Annotated in this window: 19 protein-coding genes; all 19 read right to left on the reverse strand. The window is 71.0% G+C overall.

Annotated features, from left to right (window positions below):
- Window positions 1-126: 126 nt before the first annotated feature.
- The 19 genes from glgA to VKA29_RS31735 all read right to left on the reverse strand — a co-directional run bounded on the left by glgA (window position 127) and on the right by VKA29_RS31735 (window position 21,625).
- Window positions 127-1,311 (reverse strand): glycogen synthase, encoded by a 1,185-nt coding sequence (gene glgA / locus VKA29_RS31645; protein ID WP_324789444.1) that lies wholly within the window; start codon window positions 1,309-1,311, stop codon window positions 127-129.
- A gap of 14 nt (window positions 1,312-1,325) precedes the next feature.
- Window positions 1,326-2,819, reverse strand: a complete 1,494-nt coding sequence (locus VKA29_RS31650; RefSeq protein WP_324789445.1) for a glycogen synthase — start codon at window positions 2,817-2,819, stop codon at window positions 1,326-1,328.
- Window positions 2,820-2,879: 60 nt separating this feature from the next.
- Window positions 2,880-4,043, reverse strand: coding sequence for an aminotransferase class I/II-fold pyridoxal phosphate-dependent enzyme (locus VKA29_RS31655; RefSeq protein WP_324789446.1), 1,164 nt, complete (start codon window positions 4,041-4,043; stop codon window positions 2,880-2,882).
- Window positions 4,040-5,215: a DapH/DapD/GlmU-related protein gene (locus tag VKA29_RS31660; protein WP_324789447.1), complete on the reverse strand. Its 1,176-nt coding sequence runs from the start codon at window positions 5,213-5,215 to the stop codon at window positions 4,040-4,042. The genes VKA29_RS31655 and VKA29_RS31660 overlap by 4 nt, the downstream gene beginning before the upstream one ends.
- A complete protein-coding gene (locus VKA29_RS31665) occupies window positions 5,212-6,591 on the reverse strand; it encodes a UDP binding domain-containing protein (RefSeq protein ID WP_324789448.1) in 1,380 nt (459 codons plus the stop codon). Before VKA29_RS31665 ends, VKA29_RS31660 begins: the two co-directional genes overlap by 4 nt.
- A complete protein-coding gene (locus tag VKA29_RS31670; protein ID WP_324789449.1) occupies window positions 6,584-7,297 on the reverse strand; it encodes a PIG-L deacetylase family protein in 714 nt (237 codons plus the stop codon). Before VKA29_RS31670 ends, VKA29_RS31665 begins: the two co-directional genes overlap by 8 nt.
- Complete coding sequence (locus VKA29_RS31675; protein ID WP_324789450.1) at window positions 7,294-8,715, reverse strand: pentapeptide repeat-containing protein; 1,422 nt, start codon at window positions 8,713-8,715, stop codon at window positions 7,294-7,296. The genes VKA29_RS31670 and VKA29_RS31675 overlap by 4 nt, the downstream gene beginning before the upstream one ends.
- Before the next feature lie 33 nt (window positions 8,716-8,748).
- The gene (locus VKA29_RS31680) at window positions 8,749-10,158 is read right to left on the reverse strand and encodes an NAD(P)/FAD-dependent oxidoreductase (RefSeq protein WP_324789451.1); all 1,410 of its coding nucleotides are present in this window, start codon (window positions 10,156-10,158) and stop codon (window positions 8,749-8,751) included.
- Window positions 10,151-11,701, reverse strand: a complete 1,551-nt coding sequence (locus VKA29_RS31685; protein WP_324789452.1) for a class I adenylate-forming enzyme family protein — start codon at window positions 11,699-11,701, stop codon at window positions 10,151-10,153. Before VKA29_RS31685 ends, VKA29_RS31680 begins: the two co-directional genes overlap by 8 nt.
- Entirely contained in the window at window positions 11,698-12,678 is a 981-nt protein-coding gene (locus tag VKA29_RS31690; RefSeq protein ID WP_324789453.1) for an amino acid--tRNA ligase-related protein, read from the reverse strand. The genes VKA29_RS31685 and VKA29_RS31690 overlap by 4 nt, the downstream gene beginning before the upstream one ends.
- A 594-nt stretch (window positions 12,679-13,272) precedes the next feature.
- Window positions 13,273-13,929, reverse strand: a complete 657-nt coding sequence (locus VKA29_RS31695) for an HAD family phosphatase (protein ID WP_324789454.1) — start codon at window positions 13,927-13,929, stop codon at window positions 13,273-13,275.
- 53 nt (window positions 13,930-13,982) lie between these two features.
- Window positions 13,983-14,246 (reverse strand): acyl carrier protein, encoded by a 264-nt coding sequence (locus tag VKA29_RS31700; RefSeq protein WP_324789455.1) that lies wholly within the window; start codon window positions 14,244-14,246, stop codon window positions 13,983-13,985.
- A 100-nt stretch (window positions 14,247-14,346) separates the two neighbouring features.
- A complete protein-coding gene (locus VKA29_RS31705) occupies window positions 14,347-15,075 on the reverse strand; it encodes a YggS family pyridoxal phosphate-dependent enzyme (protein ID WP_324789456.1) in 729 nt (242 codons plus the stop codon).
- Between the two features lie 112 nt (window positions 15,076-15,187).
- On the reverse strand, window positions 15,188-16,510 hold the full coding sequence (gene aspS, locus VKA29_RS31710; protein WP_324789457.1) for an aspartate--tRNA(Asn) ligase: 1,323 nt from the start codon (window positions 16,508-16,510) through the stop codon (window positions 15,188-15,190).
- A 22-nt stretch (window positions 16,511-16,532) separates the two neighbouring features.
- Window positions 16,533-17,603, reverse strand: coding sequence for a hypothetical protein (locus tag VKA29_RS31715; protein ID WP_324789458.1), 1,071 nt, complete (start codon window positions 17,601-17,603; stop codon window positions 16,533-16,535).
- A 124-nt stretch (window positions 17,604-17,727) separates the two neighbouring features.
- Window positions 17,728-18,516, reverse strand: a complete 789-nt coding sequence (locus VKA29_RS31720) for an ABC transporter permease (protein WP_324789459.1) — start codon at window positions 18,514-18,516, stop codon at window positions 17,728-17,730.
- 14 nt (window positions 18,517-18,530) lie between these two features.
- A complete protein-coding gene (locus tag VKA29_RS31725; RefSeq protein ID WP_324789460.1) occupies window positions 18,531-19,310 on the reverse strand; it encodes an ABC transporter permease in 780 nt (259 codons plus the stop codon).
- On the reverse strand, window positions 19,307-20,275 hold the full coding sequence (locus VKA29_RS31730; RefSeq protein WP_324789461.1) for an ABC transporter ATP-binding protein: 969 nt from the start codon (window positions 20,273-20,275) through the stop codon (window positions 19,307-19,309). Before VKA29_RS31730 ends, VKA29_RS31725 begins: the two co-directional genes overlap by 4 nt.
- A 105-nt stretch (window positions 20,276-20,380) precedes the next feature.
- Entirely contained in the window at window positions 20,381-21,625 is a 1,245-nt protein-coding gene (locus VKA29_RS31735) for an ATP-grasp domain-containing protein (protein WP_324789462.1), read from the reverse strand.
- Window positions 21,626-22,306 lie beyond the last annotated feature (681 nt).

The raw sequence follows: 22,306 nt of genomic DNA on the forward strand, positions 1-22,306 counted from the left end.
AAGGAGCAGCACTCGAACAGTTGATGAGTAGCCGTTGCTTATGATTGGCAACTGAGGCCCGTCCGAAGGTGGTTGGCGCGCGACGTGCCGCACCGCCCGTCACCGGAACCGACCGCTACGAGCGCCTCACCCCGTCTGCCGCACGGCCGACTCGTACACGGCTCGGACCCGTTGGGCCGCCTGCTCCCAGGAGAAGCGGGACTCGGCCCGGCACCGGCCGTTGCGTCCCATGCGCTGGGCGGTCGCGGGATCTGCGATCAGGCGGTTCACCCGTGCGGCCAGTTCCCTGACGAACCTCGCCGGATCGGCCGGCCTGCCGTCGTCCGACGCCGTCGCGGGCACCAGCAGTCCGGTCTCCCCCTCCACCACGACCTCGGGTATGCCACCGACGTCGGCGGCCACGACCGCGGTCCCGCACGCCATGGCCTCCAGGTTCACGATGCCCAGGGGTTCGTAGACGGAGGGACAGACGAACGTCCGGGCGTGCGTGAGGAGCTGGCACAGCGCGGCGCGGGGGAACGGGCCGCTGATCCAGACGACGGGTACTCCGGTGTCCCGCAGCCGGGCGACGGCCAGGCCGAAGCGACGCCTGAGTTCCGGGGAGTCCGCCGTCTGCGCCACGACGACGAGCTGGGTGCCGCGGAGAAAGCTTTCGGCGGCCCGCAGAAGGTGGCCCAGCCCCTTCTGCGGGGAGATCCGCGCCACACAGGCGACCATGGGCCGGTCCAGCGCGAGCCCGAGGCGCTCCAGGTGCTCGGTGCCGTGATCCGGCGCGAACTCGGTGGTGTCGACACCGTTGTGGATCACGCAGACCCGGCCGGGATCGACGGCCGGATAGACCCGCACGATGTCGGCGGCCATCGCGTGGGACACGGCGATGAGGCGGTCCGCGCCCACCAGGGCCGCCTCCTCCATGAACGAGGACAACCGGTAGCCGTCCGCGAGCTGATCGGCCTTCCACGGCCGCAGCGGCTCCAGGCTGTGCACTGTGGCGACGTGTGGAATGCCGTGCCTGGCCTTGGCCACGTGGCCGGCGAGGTTGGTGTACCAGGTGTGGCTGTGCACGAGCGAGCTGCCCCGAACGGCGTGCCCCATGGCCATGCTGACCGCCATGGCGCGCAGCGCCGTGCCGGACCCCTCGCCCAGGCCCACCGGGTAGGCCCGCACCCCGGCATCGGGCCGGCTGTCGCCGTAGCAGTGGATGCGCAGGTCCAGGTGGGGGCGCAGGTTCCGGGTGAGGTTCGCCACGTGGACCCCGGCGCCTCCGTACACCGAGGGCGGGTACTCCCGGGTGAGCAGGTCGACTCGCATTCCTCTCTTCCTCCTCATCGCGCGCCCGCCGGGGCGACCGCCGCGTCCGGGTCCGGCCCCTCGGCCCTCGCGAGGAGTCGGCGGTACAGGACCGCGTAGCGGCGTGCGGTAGCGGCCCAGGACCAGTCCTGCTCCATGACACGGCGTCGGACGGTGTCCAGGTCGTCGGGCGATCGCGCGATCCAGGCGAGCGCGGCGAGGACCGTCTCACGCACCGAGAGCGCGGTGTGTTCCGCGATGAAGAAGCCGGTCCCGGCCACCGGATCGCGCCGCAGGTCCACCACCGTGTCGCGCAGGCCGCCGACCGGGCTGACCAGAGGGAGCGTTCCGTAGCGGTAGGCGATGAGCTGGTTGAGTCCCCCGGGCTCACTGCGCGAGGGCATGACCGTGAGGTCGGAGCCCGCGTAGAGGAGCCAGGCGACGTCCTGGTCGAAGCGCGGCACATGGGCCAGCAGCCCGGGGGCCGCCTCCGCCAGCCCGGACAGCTCCCGCCGCAGTTCGTCGGTGGCGGGGCCGACGAGCACCAGCTGGAGCCGTCCCGCGCGGAGCAGGGGGCCGAGCCCGGCGAGCAGCAGGTCGGTCCCCTTCTCGGGGACGAGCCGGGAGCAGACGCCGAGCACCGGCAGCGCCGGATCCTCGCGCAGCGCGAGCCGTCTTTGCAGGGCCCGCTTGCCGGATCGCTTGCCGGCCGCCACGGTCCCGGCCCCGAAGGGAGCGTGGCCGTGGCCGTCGGCGCCGGGATCCCAGCAGCTGCCGTCCACGCCGAACGGGATGCCGGTCACCTCGGTTTCCCGCAGCGCCGCGGCCACCGGGTCCTCGTCGGCCCGCGCGACGAGTTCCGCGGCGTAACCGCTGCTGCACGTGGCGACGGCGTCCGCGGCCTGGACGGCCGCCAGCAGCAGGCTCGGGCGTCCGCGCGAGGCCTCCGTCAGAAGGCTCAGCCGCCGGGCGGGCAGGCCGAGGGTGGCCGGGGCGCAGTGCGTCAGGTCTCCCCGGTACAGGCCGTTGTGGACGGTGAGCAGTTGCGGCAGGCGAGGGAAGCGAGCGCGCAGGTGGGCCATGGCCGCGCCGGACTGCCAGTCGTTGCCGTGCACGAGCCCGTACCGCGGTCCTGTCGCCGAGAGCCACCGCGCGACGCACCAGCCGAAGTAGGCCGCCCGCTCCGCCTCGTCGGCGAAGGGCGCGTAGTGCTCGTCCCGGTACATGCCGGGGCGGTCGTACCACGCGTCCGACCGGATGAGGTAGACGCCGCTGTCCACCGGGGGGTCCACGAGGCGGTGCACGGAACCCTCCGCGCGCACACCGCCCACCCGGCGGGCGGGAAGGCGCAGGACCTCCTGGGTGCGCAGGCCCGAGCGCTCCAGCAGGCGGGGATAGCAGGGGAGGACGATGTCGTGCCGCAGCCCGCAGTGCTCACCCAGTGCGTCCGGCAGGGCCTTGCCGGTCAGGCCCAGGCCGCCTTCCGCGAAGAACGGGGCCAGCTCCTGTGTGACGTAGAGTGATCTCATGCCGCGGACGTCTCCGTCGGGAACGGCCGGGCTGTCGGACGGGGGAGGACCGGCCATGCGTCACCACCCCCCGCGCAGGCCCCGGCGGAGTCGGCGCAGTCCCTCGCGCAGCACGGCTTCCGGTTTGCAGAAGGTGAACCGCACCTGGGCGCCGGCGGCACCCGGGTCGGTGTAGAAGACCGAGTTGGGGATCGCCGCCACTCCGCAGCGGCGCGGCAGTTCACGGCAGAACCGCAGGCCGTCCGTGGCGCCGAGCGGGCCGGCGTCCACCGTGACGAAGTACGTCCCCGCGGGCCGGCTGACCGCGAAACCCAGCTCCGCCAGGCCGTCCGCCAGCAGGTCGCGCCTGCGCTGGTAGTCGGTCCGCAGGTCCTCGTAGTAGCTGTCGGGGCAGGCGAGCGCGCGCACGACGCCGTGCTGCAGCGGCGTGCCCGCCGCGAAGGACAGGTACTGCTTGACCCCCTGGACCCGGGAGAGCAGGTCGGCGGGGCCGGTCGCCCAGCCGACCTTCCAGCCGGTGACCGAGAAGGACTTGCCCGCGGAGCTGATGCTCACGGTGCGCTCCCACATGCCCGGGACCGCGGCGACCGGGTGGTGCCGCCGACCGTCGTAGACCATGTGCTCGTACACCTCGTCCGCCACGACCAGGAGGTCGTGCTCGGCCGCGATCCCGGCGACGGCGCGCACCTCGTGCTCGTCGAGCACCAGTCCCGTCGGGTTGTGCGGGGAGTTGAGCAGCAGCATCCTCGTCCGGTCGGTGACGGCCGCCGCCAGCGCGGCCTGATCGAACCGGAAGCCGGGCTCGTGCAGCCGTACCGGCACGAGCGTTCCTCCCGCCATCGACACGCAGGCGCGGTAGAGGTCGTAGAAGGGCTCCAGGACGACGACCTCGTCACCGGGGGAGACGAACGCCAGGACGGCGGCGGCGATGGCCTCCGAGGCTCCGGCCGTGATGACGACCTCACTGCGGGGGTCGACCGGGATCCCGTACCAGTGCCGCTGGTGGTGTGCCACCGCCTCGCGCAGGGGAGCGATGCCGGGCACGGGCGGGTACTGGTTGTGCCCGGCGCGCAGCGCCGCCACCGCGGCCTCGATGATCTCCACGGGTCCCGCGCTGTCGGGGAACCCCTGGCCCAGGTTGACCGCGGCATGTGTTTCGGCGAGGGCCGACATCTCGGTGAAGATGTTCACCTCGGCCGTGTGCCGGCCTGCCGCGGTGTTCACGTGTCCTCCCCGAGGACGTCGGAGGCGGCGGCCGGGGTGCCCGGTTCCAGCAGCCGCCGGAAGGGCCGCGGCGCGATGCTCCGGAACGTCTCGGTGGCTCCGCAGGGCAGGGCGTTGCGGCGCAGGAAGTCGCGCAGGTCGTGCGCGACGTCGTCGAGTCGGCCGGACAGCGTGCCGGAACGCAGCTCGAACAGGACGGTATCGGTGGCGGTCCGCAGGTCGGGCCGGTCCTCGACGGTGAGCAGCAGGCGTGTCCGTCCGCCGGGCGGTGGGCCCGCGGAGCCGGGGGGAACCGGACTCACCCGGTGCCCGTCACCCACCAGCAGGTCACCGGCCGGTTCGCGTACCGCGGGCAGCCCTTTCCACGCCAGCTCACGCGCCCAGGCCTCCAGGAGTCCCTCGATCCGCCGGTCAGCGGTCTCGCCCGTGACCGGCTGCGCGAGCAGCGGCCGCTTGACGACGGCGGGCACGCCCGCGGCGAGCACGCCGGACGGGAGGTCCCGGGACACGACGGCGCCCGCCGCGAGGATGGTGTCGGCGCCGACGCGCACGCCGGGCAGGACGGTGACGTGGTATCCCAGCCACACGTTCCGTTCGATGTGCACCCCGGCGAACGTGGCGTCGAAGCCGTCGAGCAGGCGGTGACCGAAATGGAATCCGTGTGTCCACACGGAGAGGTAGCAGCCCGAGCCGACGTCGTCCTCCAGGACGATCGGCAGATTGGCGTTGAGGACGCTGTGCGGGCCCAGCGCCACGCGGTGGCCCGCGTCGACGGTCGAGGTCGAGGCGGTCGTGCCGCCGTACCCCACCCCTGAGTCGTGGCCGAAATAGAACAGGTCGCCCGCCAGGAACCGGCGGCAGGTGATGGACACCCGGTGCTCCAGGCGGGAGCCCCGGCCCACGGCGAAGCGGTCGGCGACGAGGACTGTCACCCCGTCCTGGAGCTGGCTGCCGTCGCCGATGCTCACCTGCGCGGCCCGCACGTCGCAGCCCGCGCCGATGTGCACGTCGCGCCCCAGGTCCAGGTCGTCCGCGACGAGGACCGCTCCGTCCCCCACGCTCACGCCGGGGCCGATCCGGACGTCGCCGCCCAGCCAGGCCCGCACCCCGCGGCCGACGCGGGCGCCCGCGTCGGCCAGCCGCCGGGCGCCCTCCTCCCCCGAAGTCGTCATGACGCCCCTGCTTCCGCCGCGACGTTCCGGTCGAGCCAGCCGGGGCCGCCGGCCCGGCGGTAGGTGACGTGCCCGGGCCACTCGTGGCCCTCCAGGACGCCGTAGTTGTCGAGGATCAGCCGGCCGCCGGGGCGTTCGGAGGCGAGCAGCCCGGTGTACGGCGCGGTCCGGAACTCCGGGTGGTCGGCGACGATGAGTACGGTGGCCGCGCGACGCACCGCCTCCGTGGGATCCGCCACCGCGGTGCCCGGCGCTGTCAGCGCGTCGATCTCCTCGCAGGTGTACATCGGGTCGTGCAGGGTGTGCGGGATGCCGAGCTTGCGCAGCCGCGCGGTGATGGCCAGGGCCGGGCTGAGGGTGGCCACCTTGATGCCGCCCTTGTAGGCCAGGCCGAGCACGAGCACCTCGCCGCGCTGTCCGGCGGCCTCCGCCACGGTCTCGCGGATGCTGTCGTCGGTCTCCACCGCACTGCTCAGCAGCGACAGCTCCTCGCGGTGCGCGGCCCCCAGGAGGAGGTACCTGCTGGCCAGCGGGACGCAGTAGCCGCCGGTGCCGAAGCTCGGGTGGTAGGTGCCCATGTTCCACTTGGTGCCGGCGAGCTGGAGCACTTCCACCATGTTCACGTGCGGGAAGGCGAGCGTGAGCTGGTTGGCGAGGGTGATCTCGACGTGCCGGAAGGCGTTCTCGACGCACTTGACCAGTTCGCCGACCCTGTGGTCGGCGGCCCGGTGCAGACGGTCGCACATCAGGGACAGCACACCGTGGGCCGCGGTCGCCGAACGATCCCCCACGCCGCCGAACACGCGGTCCAGTTCCCGCAGTCCGTATCCCTCGGCCAGGAACCAGTCGCGCCGGGGTGCCAGCGCGATCAGCAGGTCCCGGTCGGGCTGCAGCCCGCGCCCGGACAGCAGCGGCAGCAGGATGTCGTCGACGGTGCCAGGGGTCAGCGTCGACTCTATGACGACGAGCGGCGGCGGAAGGCCGGCGTCGCGGTCCCCGCGGGACGCGGCGATGTCCACGAGCGCGGTCACCACGGCGGCCATGGCGTCGCTGTACGGTGCGGCCTCGCGCTCCGTCGGTACCGCGACGAAGTGCACCGCGACGTCGTCGGCCGCGGTGAGCTGCCGGTCGGCGGTCAGCGTCAGGTCCGCCTCGGTGCCGGCGGCCGCCCGCAGCTGCGCCACACGGCTCTCGCTCACGTCGAAGCCGAGTGTGCGTACCCCGGCCTCACGCAGAGCCTCGACGGTCGACCAGCCGATGTAGCCGAGGCCCCAGACACAGACGCGGGCGTGTCCGTCGCGCAGGGCGGAGCCGTAGTCGTACACCCCGGCTGCCTCGCCGTCGGCGTCCGTGGCCCGGCCATGCGGTTCAGTCATCTTCTTCTCCCTCTCTCACGTGGTGGTCGTCCATCGGCAGAGGTGCGGTCGGAATGCCGAGCGGCCCCGGCCCGTCGGTCCGGCAGCGGAGCAGCCGCAGCGACTCGGCGGCGGGGACGCCGACGTGACGCCCGTTCAGCAGGGCCTGCTGCCGGGCCCACTCCTCATCGAGCGGTCTGAACCCCTGCCCCGGGTAGGAGAACGAGCGCAGGGCGTCGAGCTTGCGCGGCAACTGGTCGGCGATGGGGACGAAGACGTTGGGGACGAACTCGAGGAACCTCGTGGTGCGGTGCTCGTTGGGCCCGAACTGGCACAGCGACACCTCGGGCCACCGGCGGGAGGACGACACGACGGCCCGTGCGACCCGGACATGGTCTCCGTGCGAGTCGCCTTCCCAGTGGGTCAGCACCGCGTCCGGGCGTACCTGTGCGACGAGGTCGTCCACCAGCCGCACCACCTCGTACTCGGGAATGTCCTCGACCTGGTCCAGTGGTTCGCGGGCGAGCCACCTCAACCGGTGGCCGAGGATCGAGGCGGCCCGCTCGGCGGCCCGGACCCGCAGGCGCCGGTGCTCCTCGTCCGCCTCGGACACCGCCACCACCGCAACGGTCGCCTCCGTCCCCCGGTCACCGAGCAGGGCCAGCGTTCCGCCGACCGCCAGCTCCGCGTCGTCCGGGTGAGCCGCGACGACGAGGACCCCGCTCACGTGGAGCCCTTTCGCCCGGCGGCCAGAACGGCACCGAAGCGCCGCAGGTAGGAGGTGAACTCGGTGGACGTGGCTCCTCCGGTGGCCTCCACGGCTTCCGCCAGCCCGGCGCACCGGTCGGCGAAGACCGGTGGCCGTACGCCGTTCAGCGACGCACGGGTGACCGCGACCTTGACCCACGTCGACTGGTACATGTTCGCGCCGTCCAGCCTCGCCCCGCTCAGGTCGGACTGGCTGAACCGGCTGTACGCGCAGTTCGCTCCGGCGAGGTTGGCGTCGGACAGGTCGGCGGCGACGTAGGCCTGCACCAGGGTGGCGTTCTCCAGGTCCGCCGCCCGCAGGCTCATGCCCTTCGGCGGGTCTCCGGTGATCATGGCGCGGTACAGGTTGGCGTCCCGCAGGTCGGCGCTGGACATGTTGGTGTCCCGGACGGTCAGGCAGCGTGCCATGGCACCGGTCAGCACGGCGTTCGACAGGTCGCTTTCGACCACGCCCAGGTTCTCGGCCCGCAGCCCTGAGGCCGCGGCGCCGCGCAGCGTGGAGCCGGTGATCTTGCCGTTCACCAGGCTGGCGCCCGTCAGTTCGGCCCCCGGCCAGGAGCAGCGCCGCAGCGTGGCCCCGGTGAGGTCGGCTTGCGAGAAGTCGGCAAGGGTGACCGTGACGTCGGTGAAGTCACCGTCGACGGCCTTGAGGCGCGCCGCCTGCCAGTCGGCGCTCACCATCGTGTCGAGCCGCAGTCGGGGCAGGTCGGCGTCGCGCAGTACGAGTCCGTCCGCCGACGTCAGCCGCTGGAGCACCAGTCCGCGTCCGGAAGCCCCCTCGAGCGACGTCTCGCGCATGTTCGACTTGGTGATCGACAGTTGGTCGAGGCAGGTGCCCTGGAAGACCGCCCGCTCCAGCATGCTCTCGTTGATCAGGCTGCCCTGGAGGTTGGCCCCGGAAAAGGTCGCGCCGCTGAGGTCGCACTGGTAGAAGCTGGAGCCGGCCAGGTGCGAGCCGTCGAGCCGGACGTTGCGCATGCTGCAGCCGTGGAAGAGGGTTCCGGTCGCATCACGCAGCCCGGTCAGGTCCGCGTCGTCGAATGTGCATGTCTGCGCGGCCAGCGCGTGGACGTAGGCCGAACGCAGGCTGGCGCCGGAGAGGTCGGTGCGCTCCATGGCCGGACAGACCATCGTCGCCTCGCTCAGGTCGGCGCCGTCCAGGCGGGTGCCGTGCAGGACTGCGCGGTTCAGGTTGGCCCGCCGCAGGTTCGCTCCCCGCAGGTCCAGGTTGCTCAGGTCGGCTTCGGTGAGGGTGAGGCCGCGGCCGGTCTCGTCGATGGACCGCTGGGTGAGCTTGGAGAGCTGCGCGGCGATCTCGGTCCGCTCTTCGCCCTCGGCGCGCGCGTAGCGGCCGACGAGATCGAGTGCTTCGTTCATGGGTTCGGTTCGTTTCTGTGCGGGGTGGATGGTTCAGGAAGCCCTGTCGAGCGGTTCCGCCAGTGCCGCGAGGAGGTCGGCCCGCGGCGGGCCGGGATCCTGCGCCGGCCTCTGCTCCCGGGCCGACCGGTGCAGCCGCAGGGCCCTTTCCACCAGGCGGGCGTCCGAGGTCAGCCGGTCGGGCGGGTCGAGGAGGTGGATGCGGCGCTGCACGGAGCGGGACAGCAGCGGGTCCCGGACCGCCTGCGGGTGGACGACCTTGCGGAAGAACAGCGGGTTGTCCGGGTCTTCCCAGCCCGGCGCGGCTCCCGCCGCCAGGCGGGCCCGCTCCGCGTCCTCGGCCGCCGCCACCCGGAAGTACGGCAGGGCGTGCTCGGTGAGGCGACGCACCGTGTCCGCGGTCACCGTCGCGCGCCTGCCGCGGGCACAGATCGCCTCCGCGACCACGCGCGCGTGGTGCAGCGCCAAGCTCACGCCCCAGCCGTTGGTCGGGTTGGTGTGGCACAGAGCGTCACCGACCGGCAGGACGCCCGCTCCCTTCCCGCCCGCGTGCGGGCGGAAGTCCCGCAACGCGTTGCGCAGGCCGCCCATCGTGAACACCGGGGACGCGGGTACGGAGGTGTCAGGGTGCAGCCACTCCCGCAGCGGGCCGAGCAGCGAGGCGGCGCGCAACCACAGAGCGTCGTCCCGCAGGCGTCTCAACTCCTGGTCCGAGGGCGGGGTGTTGAGCGTGACCACGAAGTGCCCGCCGTCCTCGGGCAGCAGCGAGTAGCGCAGGTACCCGAGATCGCCGGTCGGGCCGAAGATCCAGTCCCCCTGTGGTGCCCGCACACCGGGGCGCAGTCTGAAGTGCCGGGCGTAGTAGCGGGTGCCGGAGGCCTGGAAGGTCTCCGGCGGCGGCGCGGCGCCGGCCTGCTCCAGCCACCGCGGCAGCGCGGAGCGCCGCCCGGTGGCGTCGACGACCCACGGGGCCTCGACGATCTCGCCGGAGTCCAGGACCACCCCCCGGCTTCCGCCGCCCGGCACGGTGGCCAGCCCGGTGACCCGGATGCCGGTCCGGACGGTGACCCCGGGCTCGCGTGCCACGGCCGTCCGGAGCATCCACTCGAACACCGCGCGACGCACCATGAGTGCCGAGACGGACTCGTCCCGCCCGGGCCGTCCGACCTGGAACGGCCGTTCCTCGGCTCCGGCCGCGATCAGGCCCGCCAGGACGTCGGGTGCGTGATCCCGCAGCAGGAGCCAGGCGAGTCCGTGGATGTTGTGTCCCTGCCCCATCTGCGGAACGCCCGGGCGCGACCAGTGGTCGAGGCTTTGCCGCACGTCCTGCGGCGGGGCAGCCGGATCGCTCTCCAGCAACTCCACGTGCCCGCCGGAGCGCGCCACGAACAGAGCGGTGGCCAGTCCGGCGACACCGGCTCCCACCACGAGCGCGTCAGCCATTGCCGCACCCCTTGTCGCCCTCGCGGGCGGCCGGTGCCGACAGGGCCACGGTGCGGGCGAGACCGCGGTCGACCTTCCCGGTACGGCCCAGCGGCAGGTCGTCCACCACGTGCACCCGGTCGGGCGTCTTGTGACGCTCCAGCCGCTCACGGCTCCAGTCGAGAAGGCGGACGGGGTCCACCGCGCGGCCCGGGCGGGGCATCAGGAGAAGGTGCAGCCGCTCCCCGAGGAGGTCGTCGGGCACGCCGACCGCCACGCAGCCCGCGCAGTCGGGGTGGGCGCTGAAGACGTTCTCCACCTCCAGAGGAGAGATCTTGCTCCCGCCCCGGACGATGAGGTCCTTGGCCCGGCCCGCGAGTTCGAGCAGGCCGTCGGGGCGCCGGCGTGCGCGGTCCCCGGTGCGCAGCCAACCCTCGGTCAGCGTCGCCGCGGTGGCGGCCGGGTCATCGAGGTATCCGGTCATCAGATGCTCGGTACGGATCCACAGTTCGCCGGCGTCGCCCGGGCCGCAGTCCGCGCCGGCCGCGTCCACGACGCGGATCCGTACGCCGGGTGTCGGACGGCCGAGCGTTCCGGCCTCCTGGTCGTACCGGTCCGGGGTGAGAATGAGGTCGGAGGTCGCGCTCTCGCTGAGACCGAACACGTCGGCGATCGAGGAACGGGGGAAGCGGGCGCGCACCTGACGGCCCAGCGGCCCCGGCAGCGGTTCCCCGCCCGCGATCCACAGACGGGGTGAGCACCGCGCGGCGATCCGCCGCAGGAGGTCCTCGCCGTCCTCGGCGCCGTCGAGGGTGCGCAGGATGATGCGGAGCATGCTCGGGACGACGGCGGTCCGGTCGATCCGCAGGCTGGTGAGATCGTGCAGGAACCGCGTCGCCGAGAACGCGGGCCGCAACTGGAGCAGTCCGCCGGTGGCCAGGGTGAGCAGGGACGTCCACTGCCCGAAGCTGAAGTGCAGTTGGAGCACCTGGAGAGTGACGGTGTCCGGCGCGAACGGAAGGACCTGCTGGATGGCCCGGAGCTTGCCGACGAGAACGCGGTGGGAGAGCACCACGCCCTTCGGCTCGCCGGTGGAGCCCGACGTGAAGATCACCAGGGCCTGATCGGCGTCCAGTTCGGCGGGGCGGGAGCCGGCGGTTCCGGCGAGGGTCCGAAGGCCCTCGCCGGACGGCCCGTTGCCGAACAGCTCCTGCCAGGATTCCGGAGTGTCCGCTCCGGCCAGGAACCGCGCCCCGGTGCGGCGGGCGATCCGGCGCACCACTTCCAGGGGCGTGGTGGGGGAGACCGGGACGACCACTCCCGCCGCGAGCCAGATCGCCAACTCCCAGATGATGTCCTCGGGCCGGTTGCCCGCCGTGAGCAGTACCGCCTCGCCGGGCCGGCATCCCGCGGCGGTGAGCAGGACGCCGCCGCGCTCGGCGGCGGCTGCGAGCCGGCCGTAGGTGACCTGCTGGGTGGGAGTCGCGAGGGCGGCACGCTCGGTGTGGCGGGCGGCGGACGCCAGGACGAGCTGCTCGATCCGGTTCGCGCCGTGGGCGATCACGGGGCCTCCTCCGGCAGGACACGGCCGAACCAATGGGGAAAGGCCGATGCCTGCGCGATGTCACGGGAGCCGGCCAGGGCCATGGCGAGCCGGTCGAGGCCGAGCCCGACGCCACCGTGCGGCGGGCATCCGTCGGCGAGGACGTCGAGGAGCACCTGGTAGTGCTCTGCGGGCAGGTCCATGGCGCGCAGTACGGCCAGTTGCTCGGCCGCGTCGTGGATGCGCAGGTCGCCGCTGCCGATCTCGTATCCGTTCAGGACCAGGTCGTAGGAGTAGGTCCGCAGGGAGCAGGCGTGGTCGGCGTCCTGGGGCGGCCGCTCGGGCCGGGCCATGGGGTGCCGGACCAGTCTGGGCCGTCCCGATCCGTCCGGCTCGGCCAGCGGGAAGTCGGTGATCCAGACGAAGCTCCACTCGTCGGGATCGGTCCGCAGGTCGGGGGTGTCGGTGCCGTGGTGGGCCACCGCGGTGGCAGCGTCCATCTCCGGGAAGGGGGTGCTGATCGCACGGCCGGCCGCCCGGCACACGCGGACCATCACCCGTTCCACCATGCGGCGGATCTCGGCCGGGTCGTCGGTGACCATCTCGATGTCGATCTGGATGAACTCGCGCATCCGGTCATAGCGTCCGGGCTCGCGCGGCTCGTCGCGAAAGCAGTGCGCGAACTGCAGGTAGCGGGTACGTCCGCTCGCGATCAACATCTGTTTGAACAACTGCGGAGACTGGGTCAGCCACCACTCGTCGCCCGCCGCGGACTGGGCGCGGATGAGTCCTGCGGAGTACTCGTTGATCCGCTCGCCGAGGACCGGTGTCTCGTACTCCTCGAACCCCTCGCCCTCCAGTTGCGCACGCACCTCTCGCACGATGCTTCGGCGCAGTGCCAGGTTCGCCCCAACGACCGGGTCGCGCAGGTGCGCGAGCGTGGCCGCGGCGAGGTCCGTGGCGTAGGGCCGGGTCGGTGATGTGGTCTCACTGGACATGGTGTTCGGCTTCCTTCGGTCGGCGTGCAGGGCCAAAGGCCTGCCGGCAAAGGGCACGGCCGGGTGGTTCGGGCCGTGGTACCGCGGCGTGTGCGTATGCGGATCGGGTGCGCCTGCTTCGTATGCGGCGGCGCGGACGTCGCCGGGGCCCGAGGTCTTCCGCAGTCAGACCGCTCGTCGGGGTGCCCACGAGGCCTCGATGAGGGGGCGGTGATCCGATGCTTCCCCCGCATCCCCCGCGGGGGCCAGCACGTCGGGAGGTAAACATCGTGCATGGCCGAAAGGATCCAGGAGGATGAAACGGACGTTCCGCGCATCGGGGGAGTCGTCGGCGCGGCCCTGGGCGCCCGTGGTCCAGGACGTCGTGCCGCTCGGTCGGTGTTCGGGGAAGAGCCGCTCCCGCACCCGCGCCGCCGTCCTCGTCGCTGGACGGGCCAGGGGCTGCCGGATCCTGGCGGAGAGTGCCGCGTCGCCGCGCGGGAGCGTTCCGTCCCGGCCGGTCAGGACCGCGGCGAAGGGCACGGGGCCAGGCACGTGCCCGCGGCGCTGTCACGCGGCCGGCCGGTGAGCCGCGGACCGGTGTGCACCGCTCCGTCACCCGTCGCCGGGGTCCCCGACCGGCCAGCCGCGCGCGGCGAGTTCCTCCCGCAACTGGACGGGGTTCTTGTAGTGGATGGCGTCGTAGCCCAGTCGCCGGGCCCCGTGGTAGTTCTCCCGGGAGTCGTCGACGAAGGTGGTCGTGGCCGGGTCCAGACCGAACCTCGTGCGTGCCACGCCGAATATCTCCGCGGAGGGCTTGAGGAACCCTTCCTCTCCCGACACCACGATCCCGTCGAACAGGTCCAGGAACGGAAAACGGCGCCGCACGAGCGGGAACGTCTCCGCGGACCAGTCCGTGATGGCGAACGCGCCGCGTCCGGCGTCGGTGATCCTCCTGAGCAGGGCGACGTTGTCCGGGATGTCGCCCGCCACCATCTCCTCCCACCGCTCGCGGAAGGCGGTGATCATTTCCCGGTGCTGCGGGAACCGGCGGCAGAGCAGGGCGATGCCCTCGCTGAACGGCCGTCCGCGGTCCTGTTCCAGGTTCCACGCGGGGGTGCACACGGTGGCCAGGAACTCCTCCATCCCGTCCCGGTCCTCGCCGAACAGCCCGCGGTAGAGGTGGCGGGGATTCCAGTCGATCAGGACACCCCCCAGGTCGAACAGGACCGCCGAGGTCCGCGGCTTCGCCCTGGCCGATGCTGCGTTCACGTTCTGCTCCCTTCCTGCCGGGCTCCGGACGGCTGGTCACGGAGCGGCACCGCTCAGCTCGACGGGACGCCCTCGGCCACCGAGTGGAGTCCGCGCAGGGTGTAGAACACCTCGAACTCGTGCTCCGCCAGATCGATCTCCGTCCCGGTCGTCTCCTCCACGAAGATGACCAGCCGGATCACCATGTGGGAGTCGATCAGGCCCATGTGGAACAGGTCGTCGTCCTCGCCGATCTCCTCGAGCGCGTGTCTCCCGGTCTCCTCCACCGCCTCGGCCAGGAACTCCTTGACCGCCTGGTAGAACTCGTCTCTGTTCATTCCTTGACACCTCTTCGGATCGAAAGTGCGGATCCGACCGGACCCGACGCGGCGCCGCTCGCCGTGACTTCTGGTCAGTTACCGGCTCCCGCAGGACCGATCAGGCACGTTCCCCCAGCACGGCGCCCCCGAGACGCACATGGGTCGCGCCGGCGGCGACCGCGGCCTCCAGGTCGCCGGTCATACCCGCGGACAGCGCCGTGGCGGCGGGGTGCAGGGTACGCAGCCGTGCGCCGATCTCGGCCACCCGCTCGAAAGCGGCGCGGGGCCGGTCCATGTACGGGCCGTCCTGCGGGGCGACGGTCATCAGGCCATCGAGCCGCAGGCCGGGAGCCTCCACGATCGCCGCTGCGATCTCTTCGACCTCCTCCGGGGCCGCTCCGCCACGCCGCCCTCCCGACTGCTGCACGTCCAGGGCGACTTGGACGAGGCAGCCCAGCGGCCGGTGGGCGCGGTCGGACTGGGCGACGGCGCGGGCGAGCGCGTCGACCAGCCGAAGCCGGTCCACGGAGTGCACGGAGTCCGCGTAGCTCACGACCGAGCGGGCCTTGTTGGTCTGCAACTGGCCGATGAAGTGCCAGCGCAGCGGGAGCCCCGCGCAGAGGGCGGCCTTCGGCGCGGCTTCCTGGTCGCGGTTCTCACCGACGTCCCTGACACCCAGTTCGGCGAGCAGCCGCACGTCCGCGGCCGGGCGGGTCTTGGTGACCGCTATCAGGGTCACCTCCTGTGGCGGGCGTCCCGCGGCCTCGCAGGCCGCGGCAACGCGCCGCTCGGCCCGCCGCAGGTTGCGGGCCAGTTCGTCCTTGCGCTGTGTCGTCTCGGCGGGCAATCGACAAGCCTCTGCTGTTCGGTGCGGTCGCTTGGGTCGGCGGTCGTCCGGGCGGTGCCCCGGCCGGACGGCGGAACACCTCTCCCCGACCGCGGCGGGCAGGATCTTCCCCTCAGGGGGTGAGACGGTTCGGGCCACGGAAGAGGAATGTCGCCTCGCGGATCGAGTCGAGGCCGAGCAGCACCATCAGCAGCCGGCCCAGTCCCACGCCGAAGCCTCCGTGCGGAGGACAGCCGTAGCGGAAGCAGTTGAGGTAGTCCCGCATCGGCTCGGTGTCCATCCCCTTCTCCGCGGCCTGCCGGAGCAGCACGTCGTGGCGGTGCTCCCGCTGCGCCCCGGTGGTGACCTCCAGTCCTTTCCACAGCAGGTCGAAGCTCAGCGTCAGGTCCGGCCGGCCGGGCGCGCGCATGTGGTAGAAGGGCCGGAGGCCGACGGGATAGTGGGTGACGAAGACGAACTCGTGTCCGGTGGTCTCCTCGATGTGGGCGGCCAGTGTCCTTTCCCCCTCCGGGTCCAGGTCCTCCTTCACCCCGTCGGGATCCCAGCCGCGGGCATGCAGGATCTTTCCGGCTTCGGCCATCGTCACCCGGGGGAACGGCGTTCGGGGCACGACGACCTCGACGCCGAACTCCTCCCTGATGGCCTCGCCGTGCCTGTCGGCCACCCGGGACATCGCGTGGGCGAGCATCCGCTCCTCGAAGTCCATCACCTCCTCCACGTCCGAGATCCACGCGATCTCGGCGTCGATGCCCGTGAACTCCGTGCTGTGCCGCGACGTGAAGGAGGGCTCGGCCCGGAAGACCGGGCCGACCTCGAAGACCCGGTCGATGCCGGCCGCGATGGCCATCTGCTTGAAGAACTGCGGCGACTGAGCCAGGTAGGCGTTCCGGTCGAAGTACCCCACCCGGAAGACCTCGGCACCCGTCTCCGAGGCGGTGCCCATGAGTTTCGGCGTGTGCATCTCCGTGCATCCCTCGGCGTACGCGTATTCGCGCATCGCCTGTTCGAGGGTGGTCTGCACGGTAAAGAGGAGGCGTGCCGGCGACCGCTTGCGAATGTCCAGGAACCGCCAGTCGAGCCGGTGGTCCGGTCCGCTGTGCTCGTCGACCGGCAGTGGTGTCTCGGCCAGGCCGACGATCTCGACGGTCTCGGGGACGATCTCCAGTCCGTTCAGCTTCACCGCCGCGTTCTCCACCACCCGTCCGGTGACGCGGACGGCCGACTCGGAGGTCAGCCGCTCGAGGCGGGACTCCACCTCATCGTCCCCGCCGCCACGCCGATGGGTCACCTGAACCATGCCCGTGTGGTCCCGAACGAGGACGAACTGCATCGTGCGCTGGAGGCGCAGGGTGTTCACCCACCCCCACACCGAAACGGTCTTCCCGACGTGTCGGGGCAGGTCGGAGACGAGTGTGCGCTCGGGCTCGCTGATCATCGAAGTCCTCCGGAAGAACAGGTCAGTGCTTCGTCCCCGGAGGGAGGCCGGCCGTGGCTGGGGCCGATGGACCGGCGTCGTCGATCCTCCGTACCACCTCGGTCAGCAGCGCCGTCTCCTTGTCCCTGACGCGGTTCAGCAGATCGAGCGAGTTGTCGAGGTAACCCTTGCGGCCGTTCTGGAGGTGATCGCGCATCATGACATTGCGCAAAGCCATCGCGTCGGTCTCGATCTGGCGTGCATCGTCCTGCAACGAAGCGATCGAGCCGATGAGATCCGCGAGTCGCCCGACGCGTGCGGTCATCATGCGTTTGTGCTCCCAGAGGATGTGCAGGTGGCGAATGTCGTAGGGGCGCTCACGCTTCGCGTATTCAATGATGAATTGCTCCAGGGGCTGGTACACGTCCATTCCGTACCGGCAGGGGCGTGGTGCTCGAAGCATGTCGAAGTGCCGGGAGGTGTCGATCGAGTGCAGGTACTCGTGGAGGGTGCGGCGGACCAGTTCCACATTGAAGTCGTACCTGATCGGCGGGTAACCGAAGTCGGGTTGCCTGCGCGGCCGGTAGAACACGACCGGCGCGTTCTGGAACCTCTCGCCGTCGAGCGCGTGGTGGGACCTGCCGAAGTCCTCCTGGCTCACCTCGGTCGAGCGGAAACGCATCTGCTCGTCGAAGCCCAGGACGGTGAAGGTGCCCGTCCGGTCGTCGACGCCGTGCACGAGAATGTCGTGTTCCTGGTGCTTGACCTGGAAGAAGCGGCGGTTCGGAATGTGGTACTCGTCGATGACGAGATAGGCGTAGTAGCCGTTCGCCAGCGCGTTCCGGACAACCTCGACGATATCGGCCGACGTGTACCAGGCCCTTGTCCCGCGCACCACTTCCAGCCACGGCGAGAGCGCGTAGTCGTACAGATAGAACGTCAGGGGCACCTCGGTGTCCCAGCCGCGCTCGTCGTACTCGAGCTGGATGTAGTTGCTCAGTATCCAGTCCGAGGCGCGCTCGTCGGTCGCCTGGATCGCCAGTGGGAACGCGTAGAACTGGTAACCGAGTGCGACCGGGTCCCCGATCGGGAGTCGTATCGTGGCGTGACTCACGACTGTTCTTCCTCTCCTTGGCGGTTCCTGCCCATGTGTCGGGTGAGGACTGTGGTGGATCCCGGTCCGCTGTTCGCCTCCCGGCCTCCCGGGGGGCGCCCGCGGGCCGGCGGGCACGGGCGGTTCACACCGTCTCCAGCGAGGCGGCACGTCGGCTGCGCAGCTCCAGCAGCCGCAGGGCCACGGCCCCGACCACTCCGTAGCCGATCCCCAGGGCCAGTTCCGTGCCCAGAAGCCGGCCGGCCTCCGCCACACCGCCGCCGGCCGCCAGCAGCCGCGCCGCCTCGATGCTGTGCGTCATCGGGAGCACGTCACCCGTCCGGACGATCCAGTCGGGCAGCTGCGCTCGCGGGACATTGGCCCCCGTGAATATCAACAGCACTCCGAAGAGCACGTTCGACACCACTGATATGTCCCGGAACCGCAGCCCGAACGCGGCGTTCACCAGGCCCAGCCCTGTGCACGACAGGTTCGCGCAGACGATCGACACCAGCACCGGAAGCACCGTGGTGAGCCTGATGTCGACGCCCATGACGGCGCTGCCCGCGAACAGCGCGAACAGTGATACGGCGAACCCGTTGACCATGACGGGCAGAGATCTGCCGAGGACGAGAGCCAGCCGAGGCGCGGGCGAGACGAAGAGAGAACCGAGAGTGTTCTCGAGGCGCTCCGTGACGATCGTGTTGGTCATCCCGAACAGGCAGGGAATCGCGCTGTACTGGATCGCGTTCCCGATGACGAAGAACTGGTCCGTGGCCACGCCCGCGTTTCTCCCCATGTACGCGAAGAGCATGATCTGAGCCAGCGGCGTGACGATGAACGAGGGTATGAGGATCCAGGGTGACAGCCAGTCGAAGAGTGCCCGGTAACTGAGCACCCCACCGATGAGGGTGATGCGGAGAAACTTCTTCACAGTGCCGCCGTAGTTCATCTGAGTGAGAGGGTCGCGCTCTGCCGCGCAGCTCGCAGAAGGGTGCCTGTCAAGCGGATGCCGACCGCGATGAGCACGACGGCCGTGGCGGAGCACGCCAGAATGCTGGTCCACGGCGACCGGCCGGCCGCGGCCTCCCTGATCGCTCTCATGCCCCAGGAGGGGGGAAGCAGCCAGGAAACGGGGGTCATCCACCCGGGCAGGACGGAGGCGGGCACCAGGAAGCCGCACAGCAGCCAGACCGGGTATTCCAGGGCGCTGCCGAGGGCCCAGGCCCCGCGGTAGCGCACGAGCGTGACGGCCAGGATGAAACCGAGAACCCCGAAGGAGAACACCGTGGTCACGATCGCCAGGACGAACGGCGCCGGCCGTCCGACCCCGATGTCGACACCGAACACGAAGTGCGCCCAGAGCAGGCACGCCGCCATGCCGTACGTACCGATCGTGGAGACCGCCAGGACGATGGAGACCACGGAGGCCGGGAACGGCGTGGGTGCGGCCACGAGCAGTTCGAGCGTCCCCAGGCCCCGCTCGCGCTGGAGGATGTTGCTGGCCGTCGACGTGATCGACGTCCAGATCGTCATGACGCCGGCTCCCAGGGCAGCGTAGGACAGCGCGTTCCCGTTCCCGGCCGCGCGGTAGATGAACAGCGTGGTGGTGCTGAAGAACAGGGGCCAGACCACCTGCATCACGCTGTCGAACACGGAGCGGTTGATCATTTTGAGGTGCAGCCACCAGCTCACCGCGACCAGCCGCAGGATCCTCGGGAGATTCATCCGCCGTCCACCAGTTCCACGTACGCGTCCTCCAGGGTCGGCTCACGGGTGAGAACGCCGCGTACCGGGAGACTGTCGAACGCTTCCAGCACGGCCGAGGTGACCTCCGCCGCCGGAGCCGTCCGTATCAGCACCACCTGTGCCTGGTCGCGGTCCTCGACCGTCACCGCACGCACACCGTCGAGTGCTCGCACGCGTTCGGCCGCGGTCTTCGACGAGCCGTAGACCGTGACTTCGAGCACCTTGCCCTGCGAGACCCGCGACTTCAGTTCCAGCGGCGTTCCCTCCGCCACGAGCGAGCCGTCCCGGATGATGGCGATCCGGTCGCAGAGTTCGTCCGCCTCGTACATGTAGTGCGTGGTCAGCAGGACGGTCTTCTTCTCCGCGGCCAGAGCCGCCACCGTGCCGCGCAGCTTCCTCGCGCCCACCGGATCGATGCCTATCGAGGGTTCGTCGAGAAAGACGATCTCGGGGTCGTGGAGGAGTCCGCGAGCGATGTGCAGCCGCTGGCGCATCCCGCGGGAGAAGCCTTCCACTCGCTCGTGACGGCGGTCGCTCAGGTCGACCATCTCCAGGAGGCGGTCGATCCTGCGTCGCTGCTCACGGGCCGGTACGCCGTAGAGCTCGGCGAAGTAGCGCAGGTTGTCGTACGCGGACAGGCGGTCGTAGAGGCCGCGGTCGCCGCCGAAGACGTAGCCGATCCGTTTGCGGACCTCCGTCGGGTGGGTGGCCACGTCGAATCCGAGGACCTTGACGGTGCCGGAGGTCGGGAGCAGCAGGGTGGTGAGAATCTTGATGGTGGTCGTCTTGCCGGCCCCGTTGGGACCGAGCAGACCGAACATCTCCCCCGGCTCGATGTGAAAGCTCACACCCCGGACCGCCTCGGTCTCCTGCCTGCGACGCCAGAAGGCGCCGGCGCGTGTCCGGTAGGTACGGGTCATCCGGGTGACTTCTACGATGCTCATGAGCCGGCGTCCGCCTGTGGGTCGAGGGTTACCTGCTTCCGGTCCGGGGGCGCACACCCGCGCCTGCGGGCCGCCGGTGCCCGGATGAGGCCCGGCGGGACACCGTCAGGACGGCGCGGGCGCCTCGCCCGCGCGCCTCCCCTCCTGCCTGGCGTTCCAGGCCCGGAGCTGGGCCGGGGACACGTCCAGGGGGCTTGCCACGACACGGTCGAGGAACCACTGGTGGATCTCGTCGGCGCGCTGGTACATCTCCTTCTGGGAACCGGCGGTGAGCACCAGACTGCCGATCTTCGACACGGTGTCTCCGGTTCTGCCCATGACGTATCCCGGAGGGATCTCGATCGTGGCGAACTCCACGTTCGGCAGCGCCATCAGATCCTCCGCGGAGGGGCACGAGAGCAGCGTTCCCGGCACGTACGGGAGTTGCATGTGGCCCACCGCGCCGGGGCGGACCTCGGGCTTCAGGGCCGGGTCGATGCCCAGCGCACACCGGATGGCGGCATGCGCCAGACTCACGCCGAACTTGTGGAGGACCTCCTCCTGGATCAGCCCGCCGCCCCGCCGTGCCGCGCACTCGCCGAAGACCAGCCGGCCGGACTCCTCGTCGTGGAAGAGCTCCATGTGGAAGACACCCGCTTCCAGGCCGAGCGCGGCCACGGAGCGTTTCGCCACGGGCACGACCAGGTCGTAGACCGCGGCGTCGTCCACCGGATCGAAGAGGGACGTCGTCAGGGGAAGGGATTCGGTGACCGCGGACAGGCAGGGTGCCCGGTAGGCGCCCACGCTGACGAACTGCACCTGCCCGTCGAACACCACCCCGTCGACGTGCAGTTCCTCACCCGGCACGAACTCCTCGAGGATGAAGGTCCGCAGCTGGCGTCCGACCCAGTGCTGGGCGCGCAGCCGGTCGGCCGCCGCCCGCAGGTCGGCGTCGCACGTGATGAGCGAGGTGTCCTCCGTACCGCCCGCGGCGACGGGCTTGAGGACCGCACGCCGGTACGGCAGCGAGAAGTCCTCAGGAAGATCGCTCAGGTCCTCTATGACCATGAAGTCCGCCACGGGCACCCCCGCCGCGCGCACGGCGGTCTTCTGCAACGACTTGTCGCGGAAGGTGGCCGCGACGCGGGGCGGCAGGGACGGGACTCCGAACGCGGCACCGAAGAGGGATGCGGCGACGACCGCCCACTCGTCGGTCGAGTACACTGCGTCGAACGAGGCAGGGTCGATCCCCGCCCGGTAGAGCCGGAGCAGCACGGACTGCATGTTGTGCGACCGGTCCTGTACGAACAGTTGGCGGTCCCCCGAGGGGACCACCACCTCGCCCCAGTCCTTCTGCACGGATCCGATCACGACGGTAACGTCCACATCCAGATCGGCACATGCACGGACAGCGTGTGCGTCGTCGCTGAGCATCAGGAGTGACTTACGGGTCATGGTGCATCCAAATCGTTGAGGTGCTGAGGCCGCCGCGCGAGGGATGCGCCGGATTGCCCTGGGCCTCGAAACCGCGCCCCCGGCACGGTCGTTCAGCTGTCCACCGGCCACGCAGGGCGCGCTGCCGGTGGTTGGTTGCCGATGCTATAAGCGCAATCCGGCCAGACATTCGAGTTGTCGGCGTCATTGAGTGCCAGGCAGCAAGGAGCCGGAGGGGCAAAAGGGACACGCGCCGCCCGGCACGAGAAGGCATCGGGCGCGGTGTGCCGGCCCCGATGAGTGACGCACGCCGAAGAGACGAGCGACCGGGCGCCGGGCGGCCTGTCCTCACGGACACCGCCCGCGCGCCTGTTCGACGCGGGTGACGGTGTCAAACGGGTGCATGACTCCTGCGAGTGGGTCCCGGGCCGGCCCGATCGCCGTTCCCGGCGCGCGTCGCGGGGGACCCGGATGTGATCCAGCTCGCGCCCGCCGGAAGCGGCACAACCAACGGCCGACTATCGTCATCCCGATAAAAGGGGGATCGACGCCAGGTGAAGCAGGGGTTGCCTGCGTCTCCCTCCGGGGGCGTGCGAGCCATAGGGTGCGCATAAGAAC

The sequence above is a fragment of the Streptomyces sp. H51 genome, assembly GCF_035656535.1.
Taxonomy (GTDB): Bacteria; Actinomycetota; Actinomycetes; order Streptomycetales; family Streptomycetaceae; genus Streptomyces.